At 58.1% G+C, this 17,172-nt stretch carries 14 protein-coding genes; 6 read left to right on the top strand and 8 right to left on the bottom strand.

All coding sequences use genetic code 11. The annotated features are described in order from the left end of the window. Positions 1-252: a DUF1289 domain-containing protein gene (locus ACTG27_RS06375; RefSeq protein ID WP_042053709.1), complete on the bottom strand. Its 252-nt coding sequence runs from the start codon at positions 250-252 to the stop codon at positions 1-3. A gap of 150 nt (positions 253-402) precedes the next feature. Between ACTG27_RS06375 and mltA the strand changes: the two genes are divergently transcribed. Continuing rightward, positions 403-1,554, top strand: coding sequence for a murein transglycosylase A (mltA, locus tag ACTG27_RS06370; RefSeq protein ID WP_019445143.1), 1,152 nt, complete (start codon positions 403-405; stop codon positions 1,552-1,554). Between the two features lie 118 nt (positions 1,555-1,672). On the opposite strand, the gene yfaE is transcribed toward mltA, so the two are convergent. The 5 genes from yfaE to ubiG all read right to left on the bottom strand — a co-directional run bounded on the left by yfaE (position 1,673) and on the right by ubiG (position 7,510). After that, the gene (gene yfaE, locus ACTG27_RS06365; protein WP_019838758.1) at positions 1,673-1,996 is read right to left on the bottom strand and encodes a class I ribonucleotide reductase maintenance protein YfaE; all 324 of its coding nucleotides are present in this window, start codon (positions 1,994-1,996) and stop codon (positions 1,673-1,675) included. Then, a complete protein-coding gene (gene nrdB, locus ACTG27_RS06360) occupies positions 1,993-3,126 on the bottom strand; it encodes a class Ia ribonucleoside-diphosphate reductase subunit beta (RefSeq protein WP_421388068.1) in 1,134 nt (377 codons plus the stop codon). Before nrdB ends, yfaE begins: the two co-directional genes overlap by 4 nt. Positions 3,127-3,206: 80 nt before the next feature. After that, positions 3,207-5,474, bottom strand: a complete 2,268-nt coding sequence (gene nrdA / locus ACTG27_RS06355; protein WP_439979323.1) for a class 1a ribonucleoside-diphosphate reductase subunit alpha — start codon at positions 5,472-5,474, stop codon at positions 3,207-3,209. Between the two features lie 624 nt (positions 5,475-6,098). Further along, complete coding sequence (locus ACTG27_RS06350) at positions 6,099-6,794, bottom strand: HAD family hydrolase (protein WP_439979322.1); 696 nt, start codon at positions 6,792-6,794, stop codon at positions 6,099-6,101. Further along, positions 6,794-7,510 carry a bifunctional 2-polyprenyl-6-hydroxyphenol methylase/3-demethylubiquinol 3-O-methyltransferase UbiG gene (gene ubiG / locus ACTG27_RS06345; protein WP_108571790.1) on the bottom strand — a complete coding sequence of 239 codons (717 nt, stop codon included), beginning with the start codon at positions 7,508-7,510 and terminating at the stop codon, positions 6,794-6,796. The genes ACTG27_RS06350 and ubiG overlap by 1 nt, the downstream gene beginning before the upstream one ends. A 198-nt stretch (positions 7,511-7,708) precedes the next feature. Here ubiG and gyrA point away from each other — a divergent pair, with 198 nt between their 5' ends. Further along, complete coding sequence (gene gyrA / locus ACTG27_RS06340) at positions 7,709-10,456, top strand: DNA topoisomerase (ATP-hydrolyzing) subunit A (protein WP_043170192.1); 2,748 nt, start codon at positions 7,709-7,711, stop codon at positions 10,454-10,456. 107 nt (positions 10,457-10,563) lie between these two features. On the opposite strand, the gene ACTG27_RS06335 is transcribed toward gyrA, so the two are convergent. Then, positions 10,564-11,961, bottom strand: a complete 1,398-nt coding sequence (locus ACTG27_RS06335; protein WP_421319097.1) for an alpha-amylase family protein — start codon at positions 11,959-11,961, stop codon at positions 10,564-10,566. Positions 11,962-12,222: 261 nt separating this feature from the next. On the opposite strand from ACTG27_RS06335, the gene ACTG27_RS06330 reads away from it, so the two are divergent. Beyond that, positions 12,223-12,378, top strand: a complete 156-nt coding sequence (locus ACTG27_RS06330) for a hypothetical protein (RefSeq protein ID WP_005336695.1) — start codon at positions 12,223-12,225, stop codon at positions 12,376-12,378. A gap of 179 nt (positions 12,379-12,557) precedes the next feature. On the opposite strand, the gene ACTG27_RS06325 is transcribed toward ACTG27_RS06330, so the two are convergent. Further along, positions 12,558-13,613, bottom strand: a complete 1,056-nt coding sequence (locus ACTG27_RS06325; protein ID WP_139443782.1) for a PA0069 family radical SAM protein — start codon at positions 13,611-13,613, stop codon at positions 12,558-12,560. Between the two features lie 173 nt (positions 13,614-13,786). Between ACTG27_RS06325 and ACTG27_RS06320 the strand changes: the two genes are divergently transcribed. The 3 genes from ACTG27_RS06320 (at position 13,787) to infC (ending at position 17,088) form a co-directional block, all read left to right on the top strand. Next, positions 13,787-14,374, top strand: a complete 588-nt coding sequence (locus tag ACTG27_RS06320) for a tetratricopeptide repeat protein (RefSeq protein WP_439979321.1) — start codon at positions 13,787-13,789, stop codon at positions 14,372-14,374. A 233-nt stretch (positions 14,375-14,607) separates the two neighbouring features. Beyond that, on the top strand, positions 14,608-16,536 hold the full coding sequence (gene thrS, locus ACTG27_RS06315; protein ID WP_005336690.1) for a threonine--tRNA ligase: 1,929 nt from the start codon (positions 14,608-14,610) through the stop codon (positions 16,534-16,536). 3 nt (positions 16,537-16,539) lie between these two features. Continuing rightward, on the top strand, positions 16,540-17,088 hold the full coding sequence (gene infC / locus ACTG27_RS06310) for a translation initiation factor IF-3 (protein WP_026034907.1): 549 nt from the start codon (positions 16,540-16,542) through the stop codon (positions 17,086-17,088). Positions 17,089-17,172 lie beyond the last annotated feature (84 nt).

Raw genomic sequence — 17,172 nt, 5'->3', positions numbered from 1 at the left:
TTAAAAATCCCAGCCGGGCTGTGCTTGCAGTTCACTGGGAGCGCCTTCCTGTGCCTTGCGGCGGGCGGCGTCGACCCGCGCCTTGCGGTTGCGGCACAGGCGCATCACCTCTTGTTGCTGGGCAGGGGTCATGGTGAGCCAGTTGAAACGCTCTTCGCGATTGCGCAGGCACCCCTTGCAGTAGCCTTTGTTGTTCACTTCGCAGACCCCGATGCAGGGGCTCTGCAGCGGGAATATTTCGAGCTGTTCCATTCATCACCCCGCACATCCTGTCACCTTGTTATAACCCAGCGGATCCCCTTTGGAGAAATCCTGCTTCAAGTGATTGATGTCGTTTGCTTTCCCCCTGCAAATTTGGCATCTTCCCCGCCGAGCATGGCTCTTGGCGTTATATGAGGACATATGAACAAACACGCGTACTGGCTGACCGCCGCAGTGCTGGGACTGGCCGGTTGTGCGGGCAACTCTGACAAAGCAGAAGTGCCCAAAAAACAGACCGACAACAGATGCTTTCTTAACTGCGAGGTGCCGGAAAATCTGGGCAAGCAGTATCTGGACGGGACCCTGCCAGAGGATCTGGTGAGGGTGGAGCGGGTCAATAGCCGTGCGCGTGCCGACTACAGCAAGTTTGGCCCGCAAAGCAGACTGGTATTGGAGCGCTCCGGCAAGATGACCCGCCGTTATGGCGAGCTCTATCACCAGCTCTCCCGCTGGGTGGCGGGCGGCGGCAATCCTGCCGACATCACCCGTTACGGTATCAGCCTGGCCCAGTTGGGCGGTGCCGATCGCATGGGTAACGTGCTCTTTACCGGTTACTACTCGCCGGTGCTGGAGGTGCGTCACCGCCCGGATGCCAAGTACAAATATCCCATCTATGCCATGCCCAAATGTGGCGGTCGCTGTCCGACCCGGGCCGAGATCCATCAGGGAGCCCTGGCCAACCGCGGACTGGAGCTGGGTTACAGCAAATCCCTTATCGACAACTTCCTGATGGATGTGCAGGGCTCGGGCTTTGTCCACTATGGCGATGACGATCGGCTGCAATATCTGGGTTACAGCGGCAAGAACGGCCACGGTTACGTGAGTATCGGTCGGGTACTGATCGACCGCGGTGAAGTGCCCAAAGAGCAGATGTCGATGAAGGCCATCAAGGAGTGGGCCAACCGACAGCCGGAGGAGAGCGTCAAGGAGCTGGTGGAGCAGAACCCCTCCTATGTCTTCTTCGAGCGTCGACCCACCAATGATGTGATCGGCGCCGCCGGTATCCCGCTGCTGCCGCTGGCGGCCGTTGCCGCCGACAAGACCTTGCTGCCGATGGGGACCCCGATCCTTGCCGAAGTCCCTTTGCTCGACAAAGAGGGCAACTGGACCGGCAAGCACCAGCTGCGGCTGTTGATTGCGCTGGATGTGGGCGGGGCGGTGAAGAAGGGCCACCTCGATCTCTACCACGGCATGGGCGAGAAGGCTGGCGTCGCAGCCGGTCACTACAAGCACTTCGGCCGAGTCTGGAAACTGGGCCTGCACCATGGGCCGACTGCCGCCCCCTGGTTGTAATCCTCTGAGGCTTTGGGCGTCTGTCATCGGGCGCCCGAGCAATGTGAAGAGACAAAAAAAGCCGCCGGATTGCTCCGGCGGCTTTCTATTTTGCGCGAGTTGCCAGCCTGTGGCGGTGTCAGCTCTTCTGGATATCCAGCCGGATGGCGCCGACCGGTTTGCAGCAGCAGGGGAGGCACTCCCCTTGGGCGACAAATGCCAGCGGCACCGCAGGATAGTGCACCTTGCCAGCCATCAGCGGAGTGCGGCAGGCGCCGCAATAGCCGCTGCGACACTGGAATTCCACATGATGACCGTGGCGCTCCAGGGTCTCCAACACGCTTTCGCCGGGATGGGCGTGCAGCACGGCACCATCCCGGGTATGTACCCGTGGTGCCACGACCGCCTGCTGTTCAGCAGCTGCGTGCGGGGCAGGGGTCAGCGTGTTGGTGGCATCACTCACAGCTCGAAATCACCCAGGTCATCGGCATTGACTTCGCTGTCGATCTGACCGACCAGATAGGAGCTGACCTCTACCTCTTGCGGGGCGACCTGCACGTTGTCGGATGACAGCCAGGTGTTGATCCAGGGGATCGGGTTTTGCTTGGTGCCGGCAAAGGCTGGCTGCAGGCCGACCGCACTCATGCGCAGGTTGGTGATGTACTCCACGTACTGGCAGAGGATGTCCTTGTTCAAGCCGATCATGGAGCCGTCCTGGAACAGGTACTCGGCCCACTCTTTCTCCTGAATGGCCGCTTCTTTGAAGATCTCGAAGCAGGCCAGTTCGCACTCGGCGGCGATCTCGGCCATCTCCGGGTCATCCTGGCCGGTACGCATCAGGTTCAGCATGTGCTGGGTGCCGGTGAGGTGCAGCGCTTCGTCGCGGGCGATCATCTTGATGATCTTGGCGTTGCCTTCCATCAGTTCACGCTCGGCGAAGGCAAAGGAGCAGGCGAAGCTGACGTAGAAGCGGATTGCCTCCAGCGCGTTGACGCTCATCAGGCACAGATAGAGCTTCTTCTTGAGCTCGCGCAATGTGATGGTCACTTCGCGGCCCGCGACAGTGTGGGTTCCTTCACCATGCAGGTTGTAGAGGGCGGTCGCTTCGATCAGGTCGTCGTAGAAGTGACTGATGGAGCCGGCGCGCTTCAAGATCTGCTCGTTGGTCACGATGTCGTCAAACACCTGGGCGGGGGTGTTGACGATATTGCGGATGATATGGGTGTAGGAGCGAGAGTGGATGGTCTCCGAGAAGGCCCAGGTCTCAATCCAGGTTTCCAGCTCCGGAATGGAGACCAGCGGCAACAGCGCCACGTTGGGGCTGCGACCCTGAATGGAGTCCAGCAGAGTCTGGTACTTCAGGTTGGAGATGAAAATGTGCTGCTCGTGGGGCGGCAGGGCCTGATAGTCGATGCGATCACGGGAGACATCCACCTCTTCCGGGCGCCAGAAGAAGGAGAGCTGCTTCTCGATCAGCCGCTCGAACACTTCGTGCTTTTGTTGATCATAACGGGCTACGTTGACCGATTGGCCAAAAAACATCGGCTCTTTGAGCTGGTCGTTTTGGGTTTGGCAGAAAGTTGAATAGGCCATGGTTACCAGAATATGTGAATAGAGAAAACAGGAGAGCGGGAGCTTCATGCTCCCGCCCGGTTATCAGTTCTTGCCGTGACTTAGATTTTGCAAGCCCCGCCAGCACAACCGTCATCTTGCAGATCGGTCTGGGCATCGTCTGCACCATCACGGGTGTTGTGATAGTACAGGGTCTTGAGGCCGTATTTGTAGGCGGTCAGCAAGTCCTTGAGCAGCTGTTTCATCGGGACCTTGTTGCCTTCGAAACGGGCAGGGTCGTAGTTGGTGTTGGCGGAGATCGCCTGATCCACAAACTTCTGCATGATACCGACCAGCTGCAGGTAGCCGTCAACGCTCGGTTGCTTCCAGAGCAATTCGTATTGATCTTTCAGGCGATCATACTCGGGCACCACCTGTTTGAGAATGCCATCTTTGGAGGCTTTGACCGACACCAGACCGCGCGGCGGCTCGATACCGTTGGTGGCGTTGGAGATCTGGCTGGAGGTCTCGCTCGGCATCAGGGCGGTCAGGGTTGAGTTGCGCAAGCCCACGGACTTGATCTCTTCGCGCAGGCTTTCCCAATCCAGATGCAGCGGCTCGTTGCACAGCGCATCCAGATCCTTCTTGTAGGTGTCGATGGGCAGGATGCCCTGGGCATAGGTGGTCTCGCCAAACAGCGGGCAGGGGCCGAACTCGCGGGCCAACTGCACGGAGGCTTTCAGCAGATAGTACTGAATGGCCTCGAAGGTACGGTGAGTCAGGGCCAGACCGGAGCCGTCGGAGTAACGGGCACCGTTTTTGGCCAGGTAGTAGGCGTAGTTGATGACGCCGATCCCCAGGGTGCGACGACCCATGCTGCCACGCTTGGCGGCGGCAATCGGGTAGTCCTGATAGTCGAGCAGGGCGTCGAGGGCACGCACGGCCAGATCGGCCATCTCTTCCAGATCTTCCAGCTTCTCGATGGCACCGAGGTTGAAGGCGGAGAGGGTGCACAGGGCGATTTCGCCACTCTCGTCGTCGATGTTGTTGAGCGGCTTGGTCGGCAGCGCAATCTCGAGGCAGAGGTTGGACTGGCGTACCGGCGCCACGCTCGGGTCGAACGGGCTGTGGGTGTTGCAGTGATCGACGTTCTGGATGTAGATGCGACCGGTACCGGCACGCTCCTGCATCATCAGGGAGAAGAGGTCTACCGCTTTCAGGGTCTTCTTGCGAATGGCCGGATCCTGCTCGTACTTGACGTAGAGCTCTTCGAACTTGTCCTGATCGGCAAAGAAAGCATCGTACAGACCCGGCGCATCGGACGGGGAGAACAGGGTGATGTCACCGCCCTTGATGAGGCGCTGGTACATCAGCTTGTTGATCTGCACGCCGTAGTCCATGTGACGGACACGGTTCTCTTCCACGCCGCGGTTGTTCTTCAGCACCAGCAGGCTTTCCACTTCGGTGTGCCACAGCGGGTAGAACAGGGTGGCCGCACCGCCGCGCACGCCGCCCTGGGAGCAGCACTTCACGGCAGTCTGGAAGTATTTGTAGAAGGGGATGCAACCGGTGTGGAACGCTTCGCCGCCACGGATGGGGCTGCCCAGACCGCGGATGCGACCGGCGTTGATGCCGATACCGGCGCGCTGAGAAACGTAACGCACGATGGAGCTGGCGGTGGCGTTGATGGAGTCCAGGCTGTCATCGCACTCGATCAGTACGCAGGAGCTGAACTGACGGGTCGGGGTGCGCACGCCGCTCATGATTGGGGTTGGCAGGGAGATCTTGAAGGTCGAGACCGCATCATAGAAGCGCTTGATGTAGTCCAGACGAGTATCTTTCGGGTACTTGGAGAAGAGGCAGGCCGCAACCAGCATATAGAGGAACTGCGGGCTCTCGTAGATCTCGCCGGTAACGCGGTTCTGGACCAGATATTTGCCTTCCAGCTGTTTGACTGCCGCGTAGGAGAAATCCATGTCGCGCCAGTGATCCAGATGGGTGTTCAGCTCTTCGAATTCGGCCTGGCTGTAGTCTTCCAGCAGGTGCTTGTCGTACTTGCCCATGTCCACCAGACGAGCCACGTGCTGGTAGAGGTGGGGCGGTTCGAACTGGCCGTAGGCCTTCTTGCGCAGGTGGAAGATGGCCAGACGGGCGGCCATGTACTGGTAGTCCGGGGTCTGCTCGGAGATGAGGTCAGCCGTCGCCTTGATGATGGTTTCGTGAATGTCGGCGGTACGGATACCGTCATAGAACTGGATGTGGGATTTGAGCTCTACCTGGGAGACCGACACGTTGTCGAGCCCTTCGGCGGCCCAGTCCAGCACGCGGTGAATTTTATCCAGATCGATGGGTTCTTTGTGTCCGTTACGCTTCGTCACAAACAAGTTCATTGGCTGATGACCTTCAGTTGATTCCCGAAAAACCATCGCACAATGGCGCCACCCAGGCCCCGGCGGTGTGCGGGAGTTGGGTAGAGATTGTGCGATGAATCACAAGATGTAGTGTTATTTTAAGTTCGAGCTACAAGATAGTGAGGTCAGCCCGCCATTGCAATGTGTGGATAAGTGACGAGCTGTGGATAAATTGTGAGTCTTACCCCGTCAGTTAGTGACCGCTCACAGTGAGCGGGTTTTCATTCGTCCGCTCCGCTAAATGCAAGTCTCCCGATCGAAGATGGAAAATTTAAATAACTTTTTTTGCTTGCGAAACGGGGGGCTTTTTACTAGCAAACGGCGGCTGATTATCCCTTATGCAACAAGGGTCAAAAGCTGTCCAGTTGTCGCAGCCGCGGGCTCAGCGTGGCAAGGGCTTTGCATCAGATGACGGAGGTTTATGTCCGCTTTGTGACGGCTGTGAGCTTGTCAAATGGGTATTCAATAGGCAGAAAGCTGCCTTTATTATCTATGAATAGAGGCGTGATGGTGGCGCAGGACGCGGGAGCGTAAAGGAAGAGATGCAAGGGGCGGAGAGTCTCTTCGCCCCCGTTTTCGCATGTCAGCCGGTAAGGCTGCGCGTTACGCTTTGGCCGTCAATTCATAGCGCAGCCAGTGGTGCAGGGCCTGCACGGTATCAAAGTGCAGATCGGCGCCCCACTGGGCGGGATCTTCCTCATTATTGAGATAGCCCCAGCCAGCGACCGCGGTGCGCATGCCAGCATTGCGGCCCGCTTCGATATCCCGCACATGATCCCCCACATAGAGGCAGTGAGCCGCCTCTACCCCCAGCTTCTCACAAGCAAAGAACATGGGGGCGGGGTCGGGCTTGCGTACCGGCAGGGTATCGGCACTGACAGTGACGCCGCAGCTGGCAAGCGCTGGCAGGGCTGCCAGCAGTGGCTCGGTGAGAAAGCCCGGCTTGTTGGTGACTATGCCCCAGGGGAGCTGTTTCTCGTCGAGCCACTCGATAAGATCCACCATTCCCTCATAGGGGCGGGTACCGACGCAGAGATTGGCCGCGTAGTAGTCGAGCAGGGCATTGCGCAGGCGCGTGGCCCCCAGCTCTTCAAGCAGTTCATCGCCGAGGCCCGCTTTCAGCAGCCCGAGCGCTCCGTGGGAGGTGGTCTGACGAATGATGTCGTCAGAGAGCGGCGCAAAGCCTTCGCTGATAAGCACGTGGTTGACGGCGGCACCCAGATCCGGGGCTGTGTCGAGCAGGGTGCCATCCAGATCGAACAGCACACCGCGCAGGGGAAGAGGGCGAGAGGCGCTCATCAGCCGTGCTCCGGGCGGACAAACTCCACCATATAGTTGACGTCGACATTCTTGCCGAGCTTGAACTGGTTGGTGAGGGGGGCGTAGTGGACGCCGCTCATGTCGCGCACCAACAGGCCCGCGGCTTCACCCATGCGACACAGTTCGGCCGGGGTGATGAATTTTTTGTGATCGTGGGTACCCTTGGGCACCATCTTCATCAGGTATTCGGCCCCGATGATCATCATCAGATAGGATTTGGGGTTGCGGTTGATGGTGGAGACGAACACCCGGCCGCCCGGGCGCACCAGGGTGGCTATGGCGCGCAGCACGGAGGCGGGGTCCGGCACATGCTCCAGCATCTCCATGCAGGTGACCACGTCATACTGGCCCGGCACTTCGGCGGCATGGGCTTCGGCAGTGATCTGGCGGTACTCGAGCTCGACACCCTGCTCCAGGGCGTGCAGGCGGGCGACGCCGAGGGGCTCCTTGCCCATGTCGATGCCGGTGACCCTTGCGCCACGGCGGGCCATGCTCTCGGAGAGGATGCCGCCACCACAGCCGATATCGAGCATGCGCTTGCCAAACAGACCGCCACTTTTGTCGGTGATCCAGTCAAGGCGTACCGGATTGATTTGATGCAGGGGTTTGAATTCACCTTCCATGTCCCACCAGCGGGAGGCGATGGCTTCAAACTTGGCGATTTCTGTCAGATCGACATTGGCATCACTGTTCATTTTTCGAAGATCCTGTGGCAGGGCGCCCGCTTCTGAGTCATGGGCGCAATCTATTGTCCTGGCGGGCATTATAACGGACGGACTTTGTCACACCAGCCCGATCTGATACCCGATTTGTGGCTTAAGGTATTTGGCTCAGTGTGTTACCATGTCGCGCTGTTTAAGCCAAAGAACAACTAATTAGGGATAAGGCTTTCTATGAGCGATCTGGCCAGAGAGATCACGCCGGTCAACATCGAAGAAGAGCTCAAGAGTTCCTATCTTGATTACGCCATGAGCGTGATCGTAGGACGAGCTCTGCCGGATGTGCGTGATGGCTTGAAACCGGTTCACCGCCGCGTTCTGTTTGCTATGAACGAGTTGGGGAACGACTGGAACAAGCCCTATAAAAAATCGGCCCGTGTGGTCGGTGACGTAATCGGTAAATATCACCCGCACGGCGATATCGCTGTGTATGACACCATTGTCCGGATGGCGCAGGATTTCTCCATGCGTTACATGCTGGTCGATGGTCAGGGCAACTTCGGTTCAGTCGACGGCGACAGCGCCGCGGCGATGCGTTATACCGAAGTGCGGATGGCCCGCATCTCCCACGAGCTGCTGGCCGATCTGGACAAAGAGACCGTGGACTGGGTGCCGAACTATGACGGCACCGAGATGATCCCGGCGGTCATGCCTACCAAGGTTCCCAACCTGCTGGTCAACGGCTCCTCCGGTATCGCGGTGGGCATGGCGACCAACATTCCGCCTCACAACCTCACCGAGATTGTCAATGGCTGTCTGGCGCTGATCGAAAACGGCGACCTCACCATTGACGAGCTGATGACCTACATCACCGGCCCGGATTTCCCCACCGGCGGCATTATCAACGGTCGTTCCGGCATCGTGCAGGCGTACCGTACCGGTCGTGGCTCCATCTATGTGCGGGCCAAGGCTGAAGTGGAAGTGGACGAGAAGACCAGTCGCGAGACCATCATCGTTCACGAGATCCCCTATCAGGTGAACAAGGCTCGACTGATCGAGAAGATCGCCGAGCTGGTCAAAGAGAAGAAGATCGAGGGCATCAGTGCCCTGCGCGATGAGTCTGACAAAGACGGCATGCGCATCGTTATCGAAATCAAGCGCGGCGAGTCCGGCGAGATTGTGCTGAACAATCTCTACAAGCACACCCAGATGCAGACCACGTTCGGCATCAACATGGTGGCGCTCGATAACAACCAGCCCAAGGTGATGAACCTTAAAGAGATCCTGGATGCGTTCCTGCTGCACCGCCGTGAAGTGGTGACTCGCCGGACCGTGTTCGAACTGCGCAAAGCGCGGGATCGGGCGCACATTTTGGAAGGTCTGGCGGTTGCGCTGGCCAACATTGATCCCATCATCGAGCTGATCCGCCACAGCGCGACCCCGGCCGACGCGAAAGCGGGCCTGGTTGCCAAGGGCTGGGAACTCGGCAACGTGGCCGCCATGCTGGAAAAAGCGGGCGACGACGCGGCACGGCCAGAGTGGCTGGAGCCCGAGTTCGGTATCCGTGAAGGTCAATACTTCCTGACCGAACAGCAAGCCCAGGCCATCCTTGACCTGCGTCTGCACAAGCTGACCGGCCTCGAGCACGAGAAGATCCTGGAAGAGTACCAATCTCTGCTGGATCTGATCGCCGAGCTGCTGCACATCCTGGCGAGCCCGGCTCGTCTGATGGAAGTGATCCGCGATGAACTGCTGGCCGTGCGCGAGCAGTATGGTGACGAGCGTCGCACCGAGATCAGCATGTCCAGTGCCGAGATCAACATCGAGGATCTGATCACCCCGGAAGATGTGGTGGTTACCCTGTCTCACCAGGGCTATGTGAAGTATCAGCCGCTCTCCGACTACGAGGCCCAGCGCCGCGGTGGTCGTGGCAAGTCGGCCACCCGGATCAAGGAAGAGGACTTTGTGGAGCGTCTGCTGGTGGCCAACACCCACGACACCATTCTGTGCTTCTCCACCCGTGGCAAGGTCTACTGGCTCAAGGTTTACCAGCTGCCGGAAGCGTCCCGTGGCGCCCGTGGTCGTCCGATCATCAACCTGCTGCCGCTGGAAGAGGGTGAGCGTATCACCGCTATCCTGCCGGTGAAGGAGTATGATGCCGAGAAGTATGTGTTCTTCGCCACCGCCAATGGTACCGTGAAGAAGACCAGCCTCTCCGACTTCAGCCGTCCGCTCTCCTCCGGTATTCGTGCCATCAACCTCAAAGAGGGTGATGAGCTGATCGGGGTGGATATCACCGACGGCAGCAACGAGATCATGCTCTTCTCCGACGCGGGCAAAGTTGTTCGCTTCGCGGAAGGCAGCGGTCGCGCCGATGCCGATGTCAGCGATGACGTTGAAACCGACGACGATGCCGGCAATGACGATGATGGCAGCGACAACGGCGAAGGCACCGAAAGCAAGGGCACCTTCAAGGGTGTGCGTCCCATGGGTCGTACCGCCGCCGGTGTACGCGGCATCAAGCTGGGCGCCGGTGACAAGGTGGTTTCCCTCATCGTTCCGCGCGGCGAAGGTGCCATCCTCACCGCCACCGAGAACGGTTACGGCAAGCGGACTGCGTTGGCCGAATACCCGACCAAGAGCCGTGGTACCCAGGGCGTTATCTCCATCAAGGTGGATGAGCGTAATGGCAAGGTGATCGATGCGATCCAGGTCGAAGATACCGACCAGATCATGCTGATCACCAACGGCGGTACCCTGGTGCGTACCCGTGTTGCCGAGGTGAGCGTCATTGGCCGTAACACCGGCGGTGTCCGTCTGATCCGTACCGGTGAAGACGAGACCGTGGTTGGCCTGCAGCGTATCGCCGAGAGCGACGAAGACGAAAACGACGCTTTGGCCGTTGACGGTGAGGTATCTGAAGGTACCGATACCGCGACCGGCACTGATGCGGTCGATGCTGGGGAAGCGGGTGACGAGTAATCGTCACCTGTTACCCGAGCAACGTCTCTGAGCAAAAAGAGCGACCCTGGTGGTCGCTCTTTTTATTTGTCTGCTTTTTATGACTCTACGCTGCTCTTACGGCTGGATCACTCCTGCAGCCACATTCTGGCGCTGCGGGCAGGAATGGCGACCCGTACCCACTGGCTCTGCACGTTGACTACGGCCCCTTGGTCGAGCACGTCCCGATAGTTGCGATACCAGTTCATCTCGAACCTGGCGGTATCGAGCCAGTACTCCTGCTCATAGTCGCACTTGTTGAGGCCGACCAGCCCCTGTTTGCCCCGTTTGAACAGCACGAAGCAGTCGCCACTGCCGACCAGCTGCATGGGTTGGCCCTGAACCGCATTGTGGAAGCGGATCATTCCCTTGAGATCGGCGCGCAGGTAGTAGTCCTGCCAGCGCAAGCCATCCTTGTCTCGGGTTTCGCCATGATCGGAGTAGACCAGTGGCGAGCCTCCATCGCGGCCGAGCAGGTAGGCATAGGCCAGCGACTCGTCTGTCTGGCTTAAGATCTGATAGCGGAAGCCGTCGTTGGTGGGGATGTCGTGGGTCACGGCAAAGGTGACGGCGCGATTGCCCGGCAGCGCCTGACCATAGGCGCCCGGATCCGCCAGCAGGTTCATGCTGCCACCATAACTGAAGGCTCCGCGAAGGGAGGCAAACAGCGGAAAGTCATAGGCACCCTGGCCGCTGCTGTCGAGGTAGGGTTTGAGGAAGCGCTCGTAATCGGTGCTGCCTGCGCCCCCTGTAGTGATCACCTCGCCAAACACGTGCATTCCCTGTTTGATCTCGGGGGTGAACACGGCATTGATCTGGTAATCGCTCATGTGTTTGACCGCATCGACCCGAAAACCCTTGATCCCCATCCCCTTGAGCGCCTTGAGATAGGCCTGTTGCTGACTCACTACCCAGTTGTTGGGATCCAGATCCGGCAGCCCCTTGTCACCGGCACTGCCACAGAGTCGCCAATACTGGACATAACCCGGATCGCTCCAGTCACTGATGCACCCTTCGGGATGAAAATCCTGACCGGAGAGGAAGTTTTGCCCCAGATCGCCAAACAGTTTCTGGCGCTCGAAATAGGCCGGGTTGCTGGCGTAGCTCTGCAGCAGCTCGTTGCCGGGATAGTTGAGATCGCTGCGTTTCCAGCTTTCGTTGGCCATGTGGTTGAGCACCACATCGGCATAGACGGCGATGCCACGCGCCTTCATGGCGGCGATCAGCTGCTCGAGATCCTGCTTGTTGCCAAGAGGGGAGTCGACAAGGCGCAGATCCTGCGGCTGGTAACGGGCCCACCATTCGTTGCCTGATGACTTGAGAGGCGGCGAGATGAGTACCTGTTTGTAACCGGCCGACTTGATAAGGTCGGCTTTGGCGGTCACTTCACTGTACTTCCAGTTGAAGGCGTGCAGTATGACGTCGGCGTGCGCCAAGGGGGCGATCAGCATACCTGCGATCGCCAGCATTCCTGCTGTGTGTTTCATTATTGTGTCCCTGTTTTTATAGATGCCTGAATGGGCAACCCAGCTTTGGCGGGAACAGAGTGAGCTACAATCCACAACCTGCAGATTTGTGACCGCTTTCAGAGTGATTTCGCCGAATATGTGAACTGTTTCGGCTTTTCCTCGCTACCGCCAGTTGCCTTTTTACAAGTGATTTTTTGTCATTTCCCTGTCATTCCCGGTCGCTATCCTGCTGGGCGAGTGGTGCGTTGTTGCCATCACCTTCACCGTCAGGAGCTGCATATGACCAGTTGGATCACGTGGGAAATTTGGTGGAGCCGGGTATGGGGCGAGTCAGAGGTGCCGCAGTATGAAGAGGATGAGCACGAAGTGGCTCATGAACCCTCGCGACTGCCGGTTGAAATGGTGCAGCAGGGGCGGGATCAGCGCGCAGGCTAAGGCGTTAGCCTTCTCTTTAGCGGGTAGCGCTTTCTTGTGGCTACATGGCTACTTCGTTGGCCAATTTGGAAAATTGGGAAAGCGGGGTTTCCACAGGATGTGTCGCGGCAGGTCTTCCTCTCGACCTCTTGGCAGACAAGGGCTCTGTGCTTGATGTGTGAAGGGCGTGAGCAGGGGGATTAGAAGAGCGACAGCTGCTCCCCGGGGCGGATAAACCCATCCAGCCTGAGCTGAATATGGCGTTTGCCCAGATCGAGGCGCTTGCTGATAAGGCGAAAGCGCTGGGCCAGCAGATCGGCAAAGTGCCCCTCACCGCGCATGCGGGTACCGAAGGCGGTACTGTTGAGCCCGCCACCGCGGCTGGCTCGCAACTGATTCAAAATAGCTTCCTTCTGGCCCGGATAGTGGGTATCGAGCCAGTCCCCAAATAGCGGCGCCAGTTCGTGGGGTAACCGCAGCAGGATGTAATCGGCGCAACTGGCGCCTGCCTCGGCCGCCGATTTGATGATCTGCTCCAGCTCCGGCTCATTGAGCCGCGGGATCATGGGGGCGGCCAGTACCCCCACCTGCACGCCAGCGTTGGCCAGCTTCTCGATCACTTTCAAGCGGCCTGCACCCGTGCTGGCGCGGGGCTCCAGCTGTCGGCGCAGGGTTTCGTTCAAGGTCGTCACCGACACCATCACCTGACACAGTCCCTCTCTGGCCAGCTCGGTCAACAGATCGAGGTCGCGCAAGATCATGGCGCTCTTGGTAATGAGCCCGACCGGATGGCGGTGGGCCAGCATCACTTCCAGCAACTGCCGGGTGAGGCGATAGCGCTGCTCGATGGGTTGATAGGGGTCGGTATTGGCGCCAATGAAGATGGTCTGTGGCTGATAGGCTGGTTTGGCAAACTCCCGGCGCAGCAGGTCGGCTGCATTGCGTTTGGCAAACAGTTTGCTCTCGAAATCGAGGCCGGGGGAGAGCTCCAGATAGGCGTGGCTGGGTCTGGCATAGCAGTAGATGCAGCCGTGTTCGCACCCCTGATAGGGGTTGATGGAGCGACCAAAGGGGACATCCGGCGAGCTGTTGTAGCTGATGATGCTGCGTGCATCGATCTCCCGCACCTCGGTGCCAGGCACAGAAGAAGTGAAGGCGGCATCCCAATCGGACGATTGCCAGCCGTCATCGACCGCTTCGACAAGGAGGCCGCTAAAACGGTGATCGATATTGTGGGGACTGCCTCGTCCTGCCATGGTGTGCACCGATACTGTTTATACATACAGTTATTTTGCAGGTGCCCCGGATAAATGACAACAACGGCTGATCGACCGGGTGCAAAAAGGGTTGTCGCAGGGATCTCTAGCTTGATCGCGGCGCTACATTTCGTTTACATAGACGAAATGAGAACTGGATCACGGAAATCATCATGAGACCCACCACTTCCCGCTGGCTGTTTATCGGTCTGCTTGCCCTGGTTATCTGGCGTCTGCTTCCGCTCTCCACCGAGCAGGAGATGGCTGCTGCCAACCGTGCCTGGCGTACCGGTCATTTCGATGAGGCGACCCGGATCTGGTCGCCACTGGCCGATCAAGGCCAACCTCGGGCGCAAGCCTTGATGGGCTGGAGCCATGAAGTGGGGCAGGGGAGCGAGCAGGATATCAATCGGGCCATCACGCTCTATCGCCAGTCGGCGCAGGCAGGGGATCCCTTCGGCCAATATCGGCTGGCAGAGCTCTATCTGCGCGGTGTTGGGGTCAAGCGAGATCTGCGCCAAGCCTTTCACTGGATGGATCAGGCTGCCCGCAATGGTGATGTCCCGGCCATGCTGAAAGTCGGCGTCCTTCATCTGATGGGGGTCAGCGGCAGGGTCGATTTGCCTCAGGCGAAACAGTGGCTCTATCAGGCGGCACAAAAGGGCAACAAGCTGGCGCTTCAGGTGCTGCAAGAGCTGGCGCTGGCAGAGGAGGGGAGCAGTGACTTTGACTTCAACTGGCAATCTCTGCTTGGTGAATAGTCGGCAGGCGACTCATTTGACTGTAGAAAATATCTGCAAATCCGATACAGCACGCCCGACTTCTGGTAGCATGGGGCAGTTTTGGCTTGGTTTGTCACGTTAGACATGTGGTTTACGTGTCAGGCCGTCTTCGCAAAGTGCTGTGGAGAACCAGAACATCACCTTATTTGAATCTCTTTTCCATCCCGCATGTGACCTTTGGTAGGGGTCACCACTGTATAAGGAAACACATAATGCCAATCATTACTCTGCCTGACGGCAGCCAACGTCAATTTGCCCACTCTGTTTCCGTCATGGATGTGGCTGCGGACATCGGTCCCGGCCTCGCCAAGGCGTGCATTGCCGGTCGGGTAAACGGTGAACTGGTAGATGCGTGCGAGCTGATCGAAGCCGATGCTGCGCTGGCCATCATCACCGCTAAAGACGAAGAAGGTCTGGACATCCTGCGCCACTCCTGCGCCCACTTGCTGGGTCATGCTATCAAGCAACTCTGGCCCCAGACCAAGATGGCCATCGGTCCTGTCATCGACAACGGCTTCTACTATGACGTTGATCTTGACCGTACCCTGACCGATGAAGATCTGGCTGCCCTGGAAGAGCGCATGCTGGCGCTGGTAGCCAAGGATTACGACGTCATCAAGAAGAAAGTCTCCTGGCAAGAAGCGCGCGATGTATTCGAGGCGCGCGGCGAGTCTTACAAAGTCGAAATCCTGGATCAGAACATTGCCCGTGATGACCAGCCAGGTCTCTATCATCATGAAGAGTACATCGACATGTGTCGCGGCCCGCACGTGCCCAACATGCGTCACTGCCACCACTTCAAGTTGCTGAAGATGTCCGGCGCCTACTGGCGCGGTGACTCCAACAACAAGATGCTGCAGCGTATCTACGGTACCGCCTGGGCTGACAAGAAGCAGCTCAAGGCCTATCTGCAGCGTCTGGAAGAGGCCGCCAAGCGCGACCACCGCAAGATCGGCAAGCAGCTCGACCTGTATCACATGCAGGAAGAAGCACCCGGTATGGTGTTCTGGCACAACGATGGCTGGACCATCTTCCGCGAGCTGGAAACCTTTATCCGCGGCAAGCTCAAAGAGTACGACTATCAGGAAGTGAAAGGTCCGTTTATGATGGACCGCGTCCTGTGGGAGCGTTCAGGTCACTGGGAGAAGTATGCCCAGGCCATGTTCACCACCCAGTCCGAAAATCGCGAGTACGCCATCAAGCCGATGAACTGCCCGGGTCACGTCCAGATCTTCAACCAGGGTCTGAAGTCCTACCGTGATTTGCCGCTGCGTATGGCCGAGTTTGGTTCCTGCCACCGCAACGAGCCGTCCGGTTCCCTGCACGGGCTGATGCGGGTGCGCGGCTTCACTCAGGATGACGCGCACATCTTCTGTACCGAAGAGCAGATCATGGAAGAGGTCTCCGGCTGTATTCGTATGGTCTATGACGTCTACGGTACCTTTGGCTTCGAGAACATCGTGGTCAAGCTCTCCACTCGTCCCGAGCAGCGTATCGGCTCCGACGAGATGTGGGATCGCGCCGAGAAAGCCCTGGCCGAAGCGCTGGAACTCAACGGTCTGAAGTACGATCTGCAGCCGGGTGAAGGGGCGTTCTACGGTCCCAAAATTGAATTTACCCTGCACGATTGCCTTGATCGTGCGTGGCAATGTGGTACCGTGCAGCTCGACTTTGCCCTGCCTGGTCGTCTGGGTGCCACTTATGTGGGCGAAAACAACGATCGCCATGTACCTGTGATGATCCACCGGGCCATCCTGGGTTCTATCGAGCGCTTCATCGGTATTCTGACTGAAGAGTACGCCGGTCTGTTCCCGACCTGGTTGGCACCGACTCAGGCTGTGGTCATGAATATCACGGACAATCAGGCCGATTATGCGGTGAAAGTAGCCAAAGCATTGAATGATGCGGGCCTTCGCGCAAAAGCGGACTTGAGAAATGAGAAGATTGGCTTTAAAATCCGCGAGCATACTTTGAAGCGAGTACCTTTCATGCTGGTCTGCGGCGATAAAGAAGTTGAAGCCGGTAAGATTGCAGTACGGACTCGTAAAGGGGCTGACCTGGGCACTTATCCTGTTGAAGAGTTCATCGCTCTGTTGACCCAGGAAGTTCAGACCCGCGGACAAAAGAAAGTGGAGGAATAAGCTATAAAAGGCGGAAAAAAACTGGGCAAGCAACCGCAAGCCCGCGCTCACCGGATCAATGAAGAGATCCGTCTGAAAGAAGTTCGTCTGACTGGTCTGGATGGTGAAGCCATTGGCATCACCTCCATTCAGGATGCTCTGAACTTGGCCGCAGAGGCCGGAGTTGATCTGGTAGAGATCAGTCCAAATGCTGAGCCGCCCGTTTGCCGGATCATGGATTACGGCAAATTCCTCTACGAAAAGAGCAAAACAACCAAAGAACAGAAGAAAAAGCAGAAAGTCGTCCAGGTCAAGGAAATCAAATTCCGTCCTGGCACTGACGAAGGCGACTATCAGGTAAAACTACGCAACCTGGTTCGCTTTCTGGAAGACGGGGACAAGGCTAAGGTCACCCTGCGCTTCCGTGGTCGTGAAATGGCCCACCAGGATCTTGGTATCAAGGTTCTGGAGCGCGTCAAGAACGATCTGGAAGAGTTGGCCGTAGTCGAGTCGTTCCCGAAAGTCGAAGGCCGTCAAGCTGTGATGGTCCTCGCACCTAAGAAGAAATCTTAAGGCCCACAAGAAATTGACTCATGGGGCAAGCCCCATGAGTTGGTTCGCCTTGCGATTTTGTTGTCACTCACAATGCGGAGTATG

Origin of the sequence: Aeromonas sp. 97A (assembly GCF_051919185.1) — a bacterium.
GTDB lineage: Bacteria > Pseudomonadota > Gammaproteobacteria > Enterobacterales > Aeromonadaceae > Aeromonas > Aeromonas veronii.
This window is presented reverse-complemented; position numbering and strand designations above follow the sequence as displayed.

Excerpts from the sequence above, each read along its gene's own strand:
- thrS (WP_005336690.1), top strand. The coding sequence starts at position 14,608 with ATGCCAATCATTACTCTGCCTGACGGCAGCCAACGTCAATTTGCCCAC.
- nrdB (WP_421388068.1), bottom strand. The coding sequence starts at position 3,126 with ATGGCCTATTCAACTTTCTGCCAAACCCAAAACGACCAGCTCAAAGAG.
- ACTG27_RS06330 (WP_005336695.1), top strand. The coding sequence starts at position 12,223 with ATGACCAGTTGGATCACGTGGGAAATTTGGTGGAGCCGGGTATGGGGC.
- gyrA (WP_043170192.1), top strand. The coding sequence starts at position 7,709 with ATGAGCGATCTGGCCAGAGAGATCACGCCGGTCAACATCGAAGAAGAG.
- ACTG27_RS06335 (WP_421319097.1), bottom strand. The coding sequence starts at position 11,961 with ATGAAACACACAGCAGGAATGCTGGCGATCGCAGGTATGCTGATCGCC.
- ACTG27_RS06320 (WP_439979321.1), top strand. The coding sequence starts at position 13,787 with ATGAGACCCACCACTTCCCGCTGGCTGTTTATCGGTCTGCTTGCCCTG.
- ACTG27_RS06350 (WP_439979322.1), bottom strand. The coding sequence starts at position 6,794 with ATGAGCGCCTCTCGCCCTCTTCCCCTGCGCGGTGTGCTGTTCGATCTG.
- ACTG27_RS06375 (WP_042053709.1), bottom strand. The coding sequence starts at position 252 with ATGGAACAGCTCGAAATATTCCCGCTGCAGAGCCCCTGCATCGGGGTC.
- ACTG27_RS06325 (WP_139443782.1), bottom strand. The coding sequence starts at position 13,613 with ATGGCAGGACGAGGCAGTCCCCACAATATCGATCACCGTTTTAGCGGC.
- ubiG (WP_108571790.1), bottom strand. The coding sequence starts at position 7,510 with ATGAACAGTGATGCCAATGTCGATCTGACAGAAATCGCCAAGTTTGAA.
- mltA (WP_019445143.1), top strand. The coding sequence starts at position 403 with ATGAACAAACACGCGTACTGGCTGACCGCCGCAGTGCTGGGACTGGCC.
- nrdA (WP_439979323.1), bottom strand. The coding sequence starts at position 5,474 with ATGAACTTGTTTGTGACGAAGCGTAACGGACACAAAGAACCCATCGAT.